The 14,486-nt window shown below is 37.1% G+C and carries 12 protein-coding genes and 1 pseudogene; 7 read left to right on the top strand and 6 right to left on the bottom strand.

Going from position 1 to position 14,486, the window contains the following annotated elements; all coding sequences use genetic code 11:
* Positions 1 to 193 (bottom strand): annotated as a pseudogene (locus tag GQR38_RS20395) (IS110 family transposase); the annotation flags it as partial.
* A gap of 292 nt (positions 194 to 485) precedes the next feature.
* Here GQR38_RS20395 and GQR38_RS20565 point away from each other — a divergent pair.
* The 3 genes from GQR38_RS20565 (at position 486) to GQR38_RS15620 (ending at position 1,906) form a co-directional block, all read left to right on the top strand.
* On the top strand, positions 486 to 587 hold the full coding sequence (locus GQR38_RS20565) for a transposase (RefSeq protein WP_231609197.1): 102 nt from the start codon (positions 486 to 488) through the stop codon (positions 585 to 587).
* Between the two features lie 227 nt (positions 588 to 814).
* Positions 815 to 1,288, top strand: a complete 474-nt coding sequence (locus tag GQR38_RS15615) for a DUF2846 domain-containing protein (RefSeq protein WP_101216113.1) — start codon at positions 815 to 817, stop codon at positions 1,286 to 1,288.
* Between the two features lie 423 nt (positions 1,289 to 1,711).
* Positions 1,712 to 1,906, top strand: coding sequence for a (2Fe-2S)-binding protein (locus GQR38_RS15620; protein ID WP_002960627.1), 195 nt, complete (start codon positions 1,712 to 1,714; stop codon positions 1,904 to 1,906).
* A gap of 65 nt (positions 1,907 to 1,971) precedes the next feature.
* Here the strand turns inward: GQR38_RS15620 and bfr (GQR38_RS15625) are convergent, their stop codons facing one another.
* The 5 genes from bfr (GQR38_RS15625) to GQR38_RS15645 all read right to left on the bottom strand — a co-directional run bounded on the left by bfr (GQR38_RS15625) (position 1,972) and on the right by GQR38_RS15645 (position 7,710).
* Positions 1,972 to 2,436, bottom strand: a complete 465-nt coding sequence (gene bfr, locus GQR38_RS15625) for a bacterioferritin (protein ID WP_024593101.1) — start codon at positions 2,434 to 2,436, stop codon at positions 1,972 to 1,974.
* A gap of 12 nt (positions 2,437 to 2,448) precedes the next feature.
* Entirely contained in the window at positions 2,449 to 2,919 is a 471-nt protein-coding gene (gene bfr / locus GQR38_RS15630) for a bacterioferritin (RefSeq protein WP_002958985.1), read from the bottom strand.
* A 531-nt stretch (positions 2,920 to 3,450) separates the two neighbouring features.
* Positions 3,451 to 5,586, bottom strand: coding sequence for a TonB-dependent receptor (locus GQR38_RS15635; protein ID WP_165722653.1), 2,136 nt, complete (start codon positions 5,584 to 5,586; stop codon positions 3,451 to 3,453).
* A 72-nt stretch (positions 5,587 to 5,658) separates the two neighbouring features.
* The gene (locus GQR38_RS15640; protein WP_165722651.1) at positions 5,659 to 6,729 is read right to left on the bottom strand and encodes a PepSY-associated TM helix domain-containing protein; all 1,071 of its coding nucleotides are present in this window, start codon (positions 6,727 to 6,729) and stop codon (positions 5,659 to 5,661) included.
* A gap of 114 nt (positions 6,730 to 6,843) precedes the next feature.
* Positions 6,844 to 7,710: a cation diffusion facilitator family transporter gene (locus GQR38_RS15645; protein ID WP_165722649.1), complete on the bottom strand. Its 867-nt coding sequence runs from the start codon at positions 7,708 to 7,710 to the stop codon at positions 6,844 to 6,846.
* A 257-nt stretch (positions 7,711 to 7,967) separates the two neighbouring features.
* Here GQR38_RS15645 and GQR38_RS15650 point away from each other — a divergent pair, with 257 nt between their 5' ends.
* The 4 genes from GQR38_RS15650 (at position 7,968) to GQR38_RS15665 (ending at position 14,440) form a co-directional block, all read left to right on the top strand.
* Positions 7,968 to 12,731 (top strand): PAS domain-containing protein, encoded by a 4,764-nt coding sequence (locus GQR38_RS15650; protein ID WP_165722647.1) that lies wholly within the window; start codon positions 7,968 to 7,970, stop codon positions 12,729 to 12,731.
* Between the two features lie 12 nt (positions 12,732 to 12,743).
* On the top strand, positions 12,744 to 13,226 hold the full coding sequence (locus tag GQR38_RS15655; protein ID WP_024608844.1) for a GNAT family N-acetyltransferase: 483 nt from the start codon (positions 12,744 to 12,746) through the stop codon (positions 13,224 to 13,226).
* Positions 13,227 to 13,305: 79 nt separating this feature from the next.
* Positions 13,306 to 13,812 carry a hypothetical protein gene (locus GQR38_RS15660; RefSeq protein ID WP_007582333.1) on the top strand — a complete coding sequence of 169 codons (507 nt, stop codon included), beginning with the start codon at positions 13,306 to 13,308 and terminating at the stop codon, positions 13,810 to 13,812.
* 16 nt (positions 13,813 to 13,828) lie between these two features.
* Entirely contained in the window at positions 13,829 to 14,440 is a 612-nt protein-coding gene (locus GQR38_RS15665) for a superoxide dismutase (protein WP_165722645.1), read from the top strand.
* Positions 14,441 to 14,486: the final 46 nt, after the last annotated feature.

The following is a 14,486-nucleotide window of genomic DNA, read 5'->3' on the forward strand; positions in this document are numbered from 1 at the left end:
TAAATACTCTCCCCCAGTAGTGGGAAGAATAGCAGGCTTCCATCACCACGCGGCACGGAGGGGTATTAGCTAAGAAGGCGTTGAGTTTAGCTCTGTTTAAACGTTTATTGCATTCTCTTTTATGGTTAGAATTAAAGCCAGCGACTTGGAATACATTTTTTGCCAAATCAATTGATAATGTGCTAATTTTCATGACGGACGTTCCCTTTTAACTGAGTGTGAGTTAACCAGTTTGGCGCATTGACGCCGTTTAGGGGAGCGTCCATCTCATCACCCATCCTAATTATTATGAAAAAAGCCAACAAAAACAGTATGAAGAGTGCATTTTTATAAATAATTAGTTACGCAAAAAACTGAGCTATGTTGATAAGATGAAAGTAAAAATAGACAGTCCGATAGGTCGACGACAATATAGCAAACGACTCGGCTGTATCGAACCGGCTGTCCTTTAAATAAAAAAGCGGAACATTACAGTGAACAAAGGCATGAATAAACTGACCTTGCGAGGACAAACGAAAGTGAATGCGCAATGGCAAATGTATTACCTTGTTCATAATACAGAAAAGCTGCAAAACACGATGCATTAAGAAGGGTAAGCCCTCTTACTCTAAATAAAAGCCACTCAAACACCCGTAATCCCTTCCAAAACGCCAATTAAAACAATATCAAACACTTCTATATTCTGCGTAAAAATACAGTAATCAATTGAACCAAAATAGGAACTCAGCTATGGTTTGTTTATCAATAAAAACAAATTTAAAAACGAGTTAATCTACAGGCTCGTTAGCCTTCATAGGATAGGGATGAGAAAACTTTGAAACTATATGGAATTATATTAGCTATTTTAATAAGTGGCTGTTCAGCTACCGGCGTAAAATTTGTTGAACCGACTCTGATCAACAAAAAGACTGCCACTATATATTTTATGAGGCAGGATAAATTTCTTGGTGCTGCTGGATGTCGAACTGTATTAGTAAACAATTCTGATATTGGGTGTATCAAGAATGCGGGCTTTTTGAGAGTGGAAACTCCTCCAGGTAAGCGAGTTATTAAATTACCAAAAGTAACTGAAACAGATTGGGCGAATGAAACTTCAGTTGAGCAAGATTTTAAGTCTGGTGAAATTTACTATTATGAATGGACCCATGAACTAGAGGATTTTTATGTAATTCCTGCTGGCGCTCTAGTTGTAACTGGTGGGAAGACAAAAGCCTCCATTATCAAACACACTGAGCAGACAGCTTTACCAATATTAAAAGAACTCAGAAATTCTAAAAATGAAGGCTAACAAAAACATTATGGAGGGAATTTTACTCGCTGGCCTTCGGCCAAAGCGCTTGTAAAATCCCCATATTCAAAGCGTTACCAATATCCGCTCATGGCACAAACCGGAAATCACCCCTCCATAAATTCCGTATTTATACATTAAGGTTTTTAAGCCTTAATGTAATTAATTTTCAACCATTCAAATATTTAGCTAAACCTAATTTTACTTACATTTAAGGTAGGCTCTAATTAACAATGCTCAATTTATGCACTATACTTTAGCTGAATTTAGTTTAGTTTTTTAAAGCTGTCGCGAATTCTCAATTTAAGTGGCACTGGCCAAAAAAAGTTTAAAATAATACATATTAGTTAAATAACAATTGATAACCATTTTCGTTTAGATTAGTATGTACGCACTAAATGAAATTGAGAGTGGTTTGTATTCATGTATATTTGTCTTTGTCACGGTGTGACTGATAAAAAAATTGAGCAAACAATTGACGATGGTGCAACGACCATGCGTGAATTAACTAAAGAGCTTAAAGTAGGCAGCCAATGCGGTAAGTGTTGTGGTTGTACTAAAAAGATCCTTAATCGCAGACTTATTCAGATTGCGGATGTGACGGATCAAGTTGCTTAATTACATATAAAATTTAGATATAAAAAAAGCAGCTTTTTAGCTGCTTTTTTTATGCTTGTTACTATTTACAGTTGAGACTGCAAGTAGTTTTTAATACCCGTATTTTTAATAAGCAATTGTTGGGTTTCTAACCAATCAATTTGCTCTTCTTGCTCATTTAAAATGTGGTCAAGGGCTTCACGGGTAATGTAATCTTTTTTGCTTTCAGCCAGTTTTACTGCGCTTTGCAACTCGCCAATAGTATCAAGTTCAAAACTCATGTTAGCTGCAATCATTTCTTCGCTGTTTTCACCAATACGTAATCGGCCTAGGTCTTGAAGATTTGGTAAGCCTTCTAAAAACAAAATACGTTCGATTAAACGATCGGCGTTTTTCATCTTTTGAATTGATACTTTGTAATCTGCTTTGTCTAGTTGAGTGAAACCAAAATCTTTAAACATGCGTGCATGTAAAAAGTATTGGTTAATACCAACAAGCTCATTAGCGAGTACTTTATTAAGCGCTGCAATAACGTCTTTATCGCCTTTCATAATATGCTCCTACTAAGCCATTTGTGCTTGATGATAATTTTCAGAACCAATCTTATCAATTAAGCCAAGTTGTTGCTCTAACCAGTAAACATGGTCTTCTTCGGTATCAAATAACAGTTTTTCTAAAATGCTACGAGACTGATAATCTTGTTGTTCTTCACATATTGCGATAACGTCTTTAACACACGCAACTACTTCAAGCTCTAGTGTTAAATCGTTTTGCATCATGCTTTTTACGTCGTTACCGATAAGTAAATCACGGCGTTTAGTCATATTTGGTACACCTTCTAAAAACAAGATGCGCTTAATAAGCCAGTCTGCGTGATCTTTTTCTTCTTCCATTTCGTGGTTAAGGCGCTCGTATAGTTTGTTTAAACCCCAGTCGTCATACATGCGCGAGTGTATAAAATACTGGTCGATTGCTGCTAATTCGTTAGCTAACAATGTATTAAACGCATCGATTACTTTTTGATTACCTTTCATGATAAATCGCCTTAACTATTTCAATTGTATGCAGTGTAGTACAAATAACCTATATTGCAAGTTTTCTCTATAAAAATCATTGCGTTACTATTGGTTTTGATTCTTATTTAAGTTTGCGTTACTGCTTGGTTTATGGACAGTTTTTTATTTGCATTAGCATCTAATACAAGATCATGATTGCTAGGGCGTATTGAACTTTGGTGGTTGAATTTGCAGCAGCGTGTTTGGTTTTTAGACAAGGCAGTGCCTATGTAGTGTGGTTATTCCCCATAAATAGGCGATAACGCAGCATAAAGACCAAACATGCGCTGCCCAAAGGGTTCTTTCTAGGGACGATTAACTTTTTGTTGCTCGGTTTTTACTTAGCCCACTAGGTTACAAACCTCGCGCCGCAATTTAATCGCCCCTAGATTGAACAAATCTCAATCCACAAAGATCAACACGCCCTAAATAAAAAGTGAGACGTTTATTTATGCGGGATTTGTTAAGCATATAGGCATGCAGGGCATGCCTATAGTGTGTGTTTATTTGTTAAAATTGGTATGTAGCGCCCAACGTTGCAGTTGTGCCTAATCCTTTAATGTTGTACCCACCGTAAGTATAAGCTTGTGCGCGGGCTGGGTAGTAATCACTATTGAAAAGGTTTTCTATTCCAAAATAGCCACTCCACTTGGCGTTAACATTGTATTGGCCACTTAAGTTAAATGTGTTGTAGCTACTAACAGGGCCCTGATCGCCGGAGTATTGGCCTTGTGCGTTTTTATCAAAGCGCTTTCTGTCGCCTACGTATAAAAAGCTCATTGCAAGTGATAGTTCGTCATTTGTTTGCCATGTTACATTAGCTGTTGCTTTAGGTGGGCTAATTTGGCTTGCGCCTAGATAGTCATCAGCTTCGGTGTTTTTACCTTCAACATAGCTGTAAGTAGCACTTAATTTAAGGTCTTGGGTAATAGTGTAGTTAACTAGTCCTTCGTAACCCCATATTTCTTGTGGTGCACGTACGGGTTCGTAAACACCCGTTACTTCATTATATTCACTACTTGTACCAAGTTCTGAGGTACTTCTGTAAAGTGCAAATTCAAAACGCACGTTTTCAAACTGTGAGGTAAAACCAACTTCGTAATTATCGATTATTGAAGCTTGGGTTTGAATAAGCGCAATATCTTCAACGGTCGCAGAGCGAAGTAGGCGACCAATATCAGAAATGTCAGAGCCCTGTGAGTAACTAAAAAATGGACTAAACGCCTCTGTTAAATTGTATTTTATACCAGCGTTATAGGTTGTTGCATCGTAATTAATACTGTCGCCACGCACACTCAATGGCACTGAGCATTGTGATTCGGTTCTGCACAGCTTTAGTGTTTGGTAGTCACTTACGCTCAAATCGATGCTTTCGTTTCTTACGCCTGCTTTTACAATAATATCATCGTTTATTACCCATTTTGTTTGTAAAAAGCCGGCAATACTTTCCATGTCCATTTCTGGCACCCACACACGGCCATCTACTAAAGGTTGCGATGTTTTATCGTTTAAGGCATCAATGCCGTAGATTAGGGTGGCTGTTACATTTTCAAAATCAAACTGGCTATTAAACGTGGCTCGTGCACCTTGTTTATCTGATTTAATAACCGATTGACCACCGCTGTAACCTTCATCAAGATTAGCTAAAGCGGTTGAGAAAAAGAACACGTTTTCTATATTTTGTTTATATAGATCGAGGGTCATTTGTGTGTTTTCAAACAGCGCGTAATCAACATATTTTAGGGTTATATTCTCGTTGCCTTCTGGGCCTTGCGGTTTACCTTGTTTTTGAAGCTCTAAAGGGACGTGTATAGCGTATGTTTTTTCCCCTATATTGCCATCGCCAGTCACATCGCCTAGGTCTGTTTTTTGTTGTGAGCTGTAAAAGTTGTAGCTAAACTGAAGTTGTTTTTCGTCGTCAAAATCGTAACTTAACTTTGTAAAGTAGTTTTGAGTTTCAGAATCAGATAAACCATATTGCAAGCCTAAAATATCGCCCTGTGCATCGCGTTGTACGCCGTTTTCTTCATAGCTTGCTGTTAGTAGATAGCTTAATTTATCAAGTTTACCGTTTACTGCTGCTGATATTCTACCGCCGCCACTTTCTGCTAACTTAACAGTGCTAAAGCGACTTGAAATACTTATTTCGCCTTCCGGTTTACCATCACTACGCGCTTGTTTTGTTATGTAGTTAATAATGCCACCTGAGGCACCATTACCATAAATAGAGGTTGCTCCTTTTATGACTTCAATGCGCGCTATTGCGCTTGCGTCTAACGTTTTTACACCTAATGAACCATTACGAAGAGGGGTTGATTGCGGTACGCCATCAATCATTATTAATGGCGCGCGACCACGCAGTGTTTGTCCTGAATTACTTGAACTGCCAGTATCTGGGGCAAGGCCAGGAACCATTTGCGCGAGTAAACTTCCCAGTTCTGAGCTTACTTTTAAATGCTGTTGTATTTGTTGCTGACTAATAACGGTAATCGAGGCAGGTACTTCGTCAATGCTTTCTGATATTCGGCTGCCAGATACAATCACATGCTCTAACTGATCAGAAGTGTATTCATTTTTATTATTTTCATTTGCTAACGTGTTAGTACTTATTGCAATAGCAATAAGGCAAAGCGAAGTTTTTAACATGGGGTGTCTTAGTTGATAACAATTTGCGTAATGGTAATTATTATCAACTAATGACGCAAGTGTTAATGAGATTTATTTCCATTTATGGCGTTTTAACCAAAAATATACACCGCTTACAATAAAAAATGCGAGTGAAAGGGCTATTAATAACCATAAAAACTGCACAATAGGACCTGCAAAATCACCAATGTGAAACTTATACTTAAAGTTCCATGCTTGTGTTGTGAAGTTGGTTTTACTGGCGTCAAATGAGTTTAATACTTTACCAGTAAATGGGTTAATCCAAACCCAGCTGTAAGCGTGGCTTTCGCCAGGGTTTTGCATTCTCAGTGCAATTGCTTCGTCATCTTTTTTAGGTAAGTAAATTCTATATACTTTGCCATCCGGAAATACGTTCTCTGCATTTTTAATTGCTTGATTGTAGTTTAACGCAGCTTGAGAAGGGGCTATTATTTTTGGCGCGTCAGGTCTTTGTTCTACTTTATTAAACGTCACAAATTCTAATACAGATTGAGTTTGTGCTTTCCAGTTAAATGCCATGCCAGTAAAGGCAATAAGCATAAGCGGTATAAAAAAGTAAACACCAAGCACCGTATGTAATTGATACATGAGCACTCTAAATTTGGCTTTTGGTTTTATAGCTAAACGTTTAACTCTGTTTTTGGGCTTTACCCATAAATAAAAGCCCAGTAATACATTTATTAAAAGTAGTAATGCACACACCGACATCCAATTTCGAAAGGTTTTTTCACCCTTACTGTTTTCAAACAACAGCCAGCGATGTAATCCCATCGCAAACCCATAAATAGTATCTGTTGATTCATAGACGTTTAGTACACTCCCAGAGTAGGGATTAACACTGGCGTAATGTTTATTGGCTAACCTAAATTGCCACGCGGCGTTTGGCGCTTGCTCTGGCATAAAAAAAGTGATTTTTTGCTTAGTTTGAGCTCGTACATTTTGTATAAGTTCATCGTAAGGCATTAAATTTTCTTGTGGTGTTACTTGCCATTTTGCGGGTTCTATTAAGTGCTGTATGTCTTTTGCATAAATCATAACAGCACCGGTTAAGCTCACTATTAATAAAAATAGTCCGCTAATAAGGGCAAGGCCTAAATGAATTCTACGTAACCAAAGTTTCAAAAACGGTATCTCATTATGAGTTAATGGCAATATTGTAAATGATAATACGAGCTGTTTTCAATTAAATAGTTATGTATTTGGTTTAGCTTGTTATTAAGAACATTAAATTGGGCTTTAATTTGCGATTGGTCGGATTTCTATTGTACAATTTTCGATATTAAAATTGTCGTGTAAAAAGCTTTTTATTGTTGGCAAATTAATTAAGTGCTGAGTGCTAATAACAAGCTCACAATAATTTTCTTTATCATCTAGTTGCCAAAGCTTAATGCTAACTACCGATTCGATATTAAATTCATTGCTAATAGCATGTGATATTGCGTGTGTATCAATGTTGCTAGGCGCTGCTTGCATTAAAATTTTGCAGCTTTGCTTTAATAGTAAAATGCCATGATAAATTACATAGATAGAAATAAGCACAGTGGCAATTAAATCAACAATATACCATTGGTATAAAATAATTAAGGTGCCTGCAATAATAACAACAATAGATGCCATTGCATCTGATACGTTATGAATAAAGGCTGCTTTTATATTTATACTGTGATTTGCTCCAGCTCGGTAGGTTAAATACGCTGTTGCTAAATCAATGACCAGCGCTATTGCTGCCACCCATACAACTATCCAGCCATTAATTGGTTGAGGGTTTAAATAGCTCGAAATGGCTTCAAAAATTAAATATACACCAATTATTATTAGTGTACTGCTATTAAAAAGAGTGGCGAGTATTTCAGCGCGTTTATAGCCAAAGTGATGAGTGTCATCAGCTGGTTTATTACCGATTTTTCGTGCAATCAAGGCTATAAATATAGCGGCGGCATCACTTAAGTTGTGAAGTGCATCGGCTATAAGTGACAAACTGCCCGAAAATAACCCACCAATAACTTGGGCTATGGTTAGTAATACATTAATAAAAACTGCAACGGTGAGCTGCTTATTACTTTGGTTTTCGTCTACATGACTATGTGAATGATCGTGCGCCATTGCCATAATCCCTTCAAATACATTGACTGAATATTGCTTATATCATGGGTGGTTTAAAACAGCTACAGAAGTTGTCGCGTAAGCAAGCGTAATTATAAGTTAGTAATAAAGGCGTATTTTTTAAAAAATGTGAATTTAAGATTGTAACGCTAAATACCCAGTTTTTAAGGAGTTTACCGCTCAAAACTTGCGTCTTTATATATTTAGTGCATTAATGTAAGTAATATTAAATGATTAAAAGCTGCTGGGTATTAAGCATGGACAAAGGTTTAAACTTTGGTGAATTAACAGGTAAAGGACAATCTGTTCGAAGTAAGTTAATTATAACCTTTATAATTATAGCCTTAGGGCCACTTTGTATACTTACGTGGTTTAGTCTTGAACATGTAAATAGCACGCTTAAACAAAATGCAGACACTGAACTTAACGAGCTTAATAATATAGGCAAGCAATTTGCTGATATTTGGTTTACAGACCATGTTAAAGATTTATATTTGCTTAGATCACAATTTGATATCAGCCCCAATAAAAAGCAAAAATTAATTAATCAATTTATTGAGCAGTATGATTTTGTTAATCATGTAGAGCTTATTGATGTAAACCTCGTTAATTCACTACCTTCATCACCTTTTTTAAATGTTATTAAAGAGCCGCGCTTTAATAACATACGTTCTGGGATTATAAATACAGGTAAAATCCAATTTCAGTCAATGACTGCCTCAGGGCGCGACTATCATATTATTGGCTTGCCGGTATTAAATGATGAAAATAAGCTACAAGCAATATTGCTTGCAGATATAAATTTAAATGGCTTATTAAATAATTTAAGTAAAATACACGCTGCTAATAAAGACATAACATTTTATGTTATGTACAAAAATAAAATTCAAAAAAGTAATAATTCAGACGATACCCAACCACTATTTTTCTCTCAAAACGGATCACCAATACAACGTGTTTTTTCTTATATTGATAAAAATGAAGTCACTTTATATGGGTATATTAATTCATTAGAGTTTTTAAATGAGTCTGGCTGGCAGCTACTTGTATCAAAACCAAAAGAAGTTGCACTACAAGGTGCTAATTATTATAAGCAGCTTGCTGTATTAACTAATTCAGGTGCCTTACTGCTGATATTAACGTTGTCGTGGTGGTTTGGTCGCCGGCTGTCTCAGCCTTTAATTAACTTAGCTAAAATTGTCGAAAATATTACAAAAGGCGATTTAGTTAAAGTTCCAATAATAAACGATAGCATTGAATTTAATCAGCTTTCATTGGGCTTACGTAAGTTAGTAGCTGTAAAAGAAGAGCAACAAAGTATATTACAAAAACAACGTTCGGCACTTCAAATTGCATTAAAACAATTAGCAGAACAAAAAAGTGCATTAGATGAACATGCCATTGTTGCGGTAACTGACTTACATGGCACTATTACTTTTGTAAATAAGAAGTTTTGTGAGATCAGTGGCTTCGACGAACATGAATTAATAGGCGAAAACCATCGCTTATTAAATTCAGGGAAACACGAAAAAGAATTCTTTAAAAATATGTACAAAACGCTTAAACGCGGTGATGTATGGAACGGGCAAATCTGTAATAAAGCTAAAAATGGTGGTTTTTATTGGGTAGATACCACCATTGCACCATTTCTAGATGAAAACGGTATACCACAAAACTATATTGCTATTCGTACCGACATTACAGCGCTTAAGTTACAAGAGCTAGAGCTTGAACAGCACAAAACACAGCTACAACTAGTGATTGACTCAACAGCAGTGGGTATTTGGGATTGGTACATTGATACTAAAAAGGTGACATTTAATAACCGCTGGGCCGAGATTATAGGTTACAAGCTCAGTGATATTGAACCTTGTACTATAGATACTTGGTATACCTATGCTCACCCTGATGATTTAGCTATGTCGGAGAAAAAACTTCAAGCGTATTTTTCCGGCGAGACTGACTATTATGTTAGTGAAGCCCGCATGAAGCATAAAAATGGGCATTGGATTTGGGTTCTCGATACTGCAAAAATAGTTGAGTGGAATACCAATGGCTCTCCAAAACGCATGATCGGTACGCATTTAGATATATCAGATCGAAAATCTACAGAGCTTGAGCTACAAGGAAGCCGAGACAGATTTGCATCTTTGGTATCAAATATCCCTGGCATTATTTATAGATGTAAGTTTGATGACAAATTAAGCATGCTTTACATGAGCGAGCAAGCGAGTGAAATTACCGGTTATTCACCCGATGAGTTGATACACAATGAAGACCTTTGCTTCTTTGATTTAATATGTGAAGACGATTCTCAAAAAATAAAAGATGAAATTATCCGTTGTGTTAGCGCTAAGCAGTCATGGTCTGTTGAGTATAGAATTAAAGCCCGCGATGGCTCTTTGCATTGGGTAAACGAAAAAGGCCAAGCGATTTACGCAGATGATGGCAATATATTGTATTTAGATGGATTTATTTTAGATATTACAGAACGTTACAATACACAATTAAAAATAAGCCGTCAGCAAAGCCTGCTTGAATCAATGAGTAAGCAAGGACAGATTGGTGCATGGGAGATGGACCTAGATGCGCATACTCTTTATTGGTCTGATGAAGTTAAAGTTATCCACGAAGTACCAGAGGGATTTGAGCCGAGGATAGATACTGCTATTGATTTTTATAAACCAGGAATACACCGAGACACTATAAGTACCTTATTTGAATGCGCTGTGACTTTAGGTGAAAGCTGGAGTGTAGAGCTTATTATTTTGACCTATTCGGGGCAAGAGCGTTGGGTTAAATCGATGGGCCAAGCAGAGCTTAAAGATGGTAAATGCGTACGTGTTTTTGGCTCATTTCAAAGTATTGATGCACATAAGCGCCTTGAACTCGAAAGCGAAAAAGCAAACCGCTATAACAAAAATTTAGCCGCGCTTACAGTCGCACCTGAAGTGCAAAATAGTGATGTAGAGCAAGTTAAAAAGCTAGCCGTTAAATCTATGTGCGAAGTGCTAAATGTTGCACGTGCGTCGGTATGGATTTTTAACGATCAACGAGATGTAATGACATGTCATAGTTTATACATAGATGGACAAGGGTTTGTAGATACAGATGCTGTTTTAACTGCTAAAGACTACCCTGCATATTATAGCGCCATTTATAAGCAAAACTTAGTAGCCATTGATGATGTTTATACGCACCCAGCAACTGTTGATTTTATAGAAGCGTATACAAAGCCATTAAATATTAAATCGATGCTTGATGCAGTAATAGCAACTGGTGATGGTAATTTAGGTATTTTGTGCGCTGAAACGGTAGGCGAACATCACAATTGGACGCAAAGTGAAGAAACGTATCTTCGATCATTGGCTACTTTAGTGGGAAGTACTTTAATTTCTCAGCAACGAAAAGTAATCAGTGAGGAGTTAAAAGTAGCCCTTGTAAAAGCAGAAGATGCAGCCATTGCGAAGAGCCAATTTTTAGCAACCATGAGCCATGAAATAAGAACGCCAATGAATGGTGTACTCGGTATGCTAGAACTTGTTCAATTAGAGTCACTCCCTAAACCAATAGAAACAAAAGTAGGTATAGCCAAAACAAGTGCGCACTCTTTATTGGGTGTAATTAACGATATTTTAGATTTCTCTAAAGCCGAAGCGGGTAAAATTGAACTTGAAGAGATTAACTTTAATGGACGTGATTTAATTGGCGAAGTTGCTGCCGCACAAGCATTGACTGCTCAAGAAAAAGGTATAGAAATAATTTTAGATTTGGTAGCGCTAGAGCCTTCGCAGTTATGCGGAGATCCTGGGCGGATTCGACAAGTACTTACTAATTTGCTGAGTAACGCCGTTAAGTTTACGAGTAAGGGCGAGGTTGTGGTAAGCGCTAAAATTAATAAAGTGGCTCAAGGTTTAGAATTTGTTGCAAGTATAAAAGATTCAGGCATAGGAATAAGTGAAGAAAAGCAACAGCAGTTATTTACCCCTTTTTCTCAGGTAGATGCATCAACAACGCGTGAATACGGGGGCAGTGGCTTAGGGCTGGCTATTTGTAAGCAGCTTTGTGAGTTAATGGGAGGAGCAATTTCTCTTACAAGTGAAGCAGGTAAAGGGAGTACCTTTACCGCCACTATAATGCTAACTCCGGGAGATCAAAAAGAGCGTTATATTCCTAATATTAATATGGAAGAGCTAACAGTTTTAGTTGTTGACGATAACGAGACAAATCGAATTGTAATTTCACAACAGCTTGAACATTGGGGCGCTAAGGTTGCACTCGCATGTGATGCACATGAAGCACTTGATATGTGCGCGCAGCACTATAAAGATAAAAATTGCATGTATGATATTGCAGTGCTTGATATGCAAATGCCAGGAATGGATGGCATAGAGCTGTGTAAAGCACTAAAAGCACATGAACATTATAAATCAATGCCACTTGTAATGATGACTAGTATTGCAGGTATGGAAGGCGCGCAGCGTTATTCTGATGCTGGCTTTCAGGCATATTTTCCTAAACCAGTAACCACTGCCGATTTAATTTCTGCACTGTCGGTTATAACGAGTAATGATGCAGGCGAGGCGCTCCCACTTGTTACGTCAGGCTATATTTCGTCACTTAAAAAAGAAAAAATGCAGGAGTCTTCCCAAATACTACTGGTGGAAGATAATCCAATTAACCAACAGGTGGCTAAATTAATGCTCAAAAAGCTTAATTGTGACGTTACTATTGCTGGGAATGGCCAATTAGCGATTGATATATTAGAAGCGCATGATTCAGGATACTTTAAGCTCGTACTTATGGATTGCCAAATGCCTGTTATGGATGGTTTTGCAGCAACCGCTGCTATTCGTAAAGGCGTGGCGGGCATACAGCATAAAAACATTAAAATAATCGCTATCACCGCAAATGCAATGAACTCAGATAAAGAGCGTTGTATAACAGCTGGAATGGATGACTACTTGAGTAAACCTATTCAATTAGATATTTTAAAAGATAAATTAGAGCAGTATATTTAAGGTAAAAATACAATGAGCCAACCCGTTATAATACGTGATGCAAAACCAAGTGACGCAAAAACAATTTTGCACTTTATTACCGAACTTGCCATATATGAAAAAGAACCTGATGCAGTAAAAACAGACGAGCAGGCAATTTTAGATACTCTGTTTAGTGAAGGTGCAACTGCGCACAGCATAATTTGTTTAGAAGGTGATGAGCCAATTGGTTTTGCGGTATATTTTTATAATTACTCTACCTGGTTAGGTAAAAATGGCCTATACCTTGAAGATTTATACGTAAGCCCAGATAGCCGTGGCAATGGTGCAGGTAAAGCCATTATGAAACACTTAGCTAATAAGGCCATTAGTAATGACTGTGGTCGTTTTGAATGGGTAGTGCTTGATTGGAATAAACCCGCTATCGATTTTTACAATAGCATTGGTGCAAAGCCTCAAAACGAATGGATTATATATCGCTTAACAGGGCAGGAATTATTAGACTTCGCTAAATAGTTAATGAAAATCATTTGCATTTAGTTTTGTGGGTGTGTAAGTTAAATACACACTCATAAATAAACGTGCAGATGATTATATGATCTCAAGTCAAAAACAACCCCACTCAGATTTACTTTATCTTGATCAAGCATTAAGCCCTTGGCAGTCGAATATAATGCAAGGTAATTATGCATTTGAACAAGGTGCACTTCTCGAAGCCCGCGATAAATACTTATTAGCTAAAACACTTGCAGATCATCTTCTTCAGCAATTTTTATATGCTCAGATTAATAACACTGTCATTCATGCTATTGAGCACTGTATACCCGCACTTGTTGTTGCGTCACATAATTTAGCTGATACCTATATAGCTATGCAACAGCCTGAAAATGCATGCAAATGGCTATGCGAAGTACACTTAACACTCTCTTCATTAATTAAGCATACTCATTACGATATACAAAAAGTGAGTAAGCATCATTACATTAAAACTTCCTCTGAACTTGTATCATTTGCAAGACGTTATCATTTTTTACCTGAGCTAATAGAGCAAGTGAATTTTTGCTTATGCTCTAAAGACTCAACAAACAGCCTGCTACATTAAAATAAAGGAGTAATTTATGGCGTTTACATTGCCAGCACTTGATTATGAATATGATGCGCTTGAGCCTCATTTAGACAGTAAAACGATGCATATTCACCACACATTGCATCATCAAACGTATATCAATAAAGCCAATGCTGCTTTAGCAAATACTGTATATGCAACCGCAAATGCTGAAAAATTACTTAAGGGAATAAACAGCCTGCCTAGTAATTTGCAAAAAGCAGTACAAGAGCATGTAGGAGGGCATTTTAATCACAGCTTATTTTGGCAAATAATGAGCCCACAAGGAGGAGGTCAACCTGAAGGTATTGTGGCTCAGGTTATAAATGAGCAACTAGGCAGTTTTGATAAATTTAAAGACCAATTTACAGCCGCGGCAATTAGCCAATTTGGTAGTGGTTGGGCGTGGTTATCTGTAACGCCAGATGAAAAGTTGATTGTAGAAAATAGTGCTAATCAAGATTGCCCATTAATGCAGGGAAATACACCTATTTTGGGGCTCGATGTATGGGAACATGCTTATTACTTGAAGTATCAAAACAAACGCCCTGACTATATTGCTGCATTTTATAATGTAATTAATTGGCAAGAAGTACAAAGGCGTTATTTATTGGCTATTGGTTGAGTGCCGAATATGGCTAGTAATGTGAGTTTTTTTGTATAAGCTAGGC

Origin of the sequence: Pseudoalteromonas sp. c7(2019) (genome assembly GCF_011378625.1) — a bacterium.
Taxonomy (GTDB): Bacteria; Pseudomonadota; Gammaproteobacteria; order Enterobacterales; family Alteromonadaceae; genus Pseudoalteromonas; species Pseudoalteromonas arctica.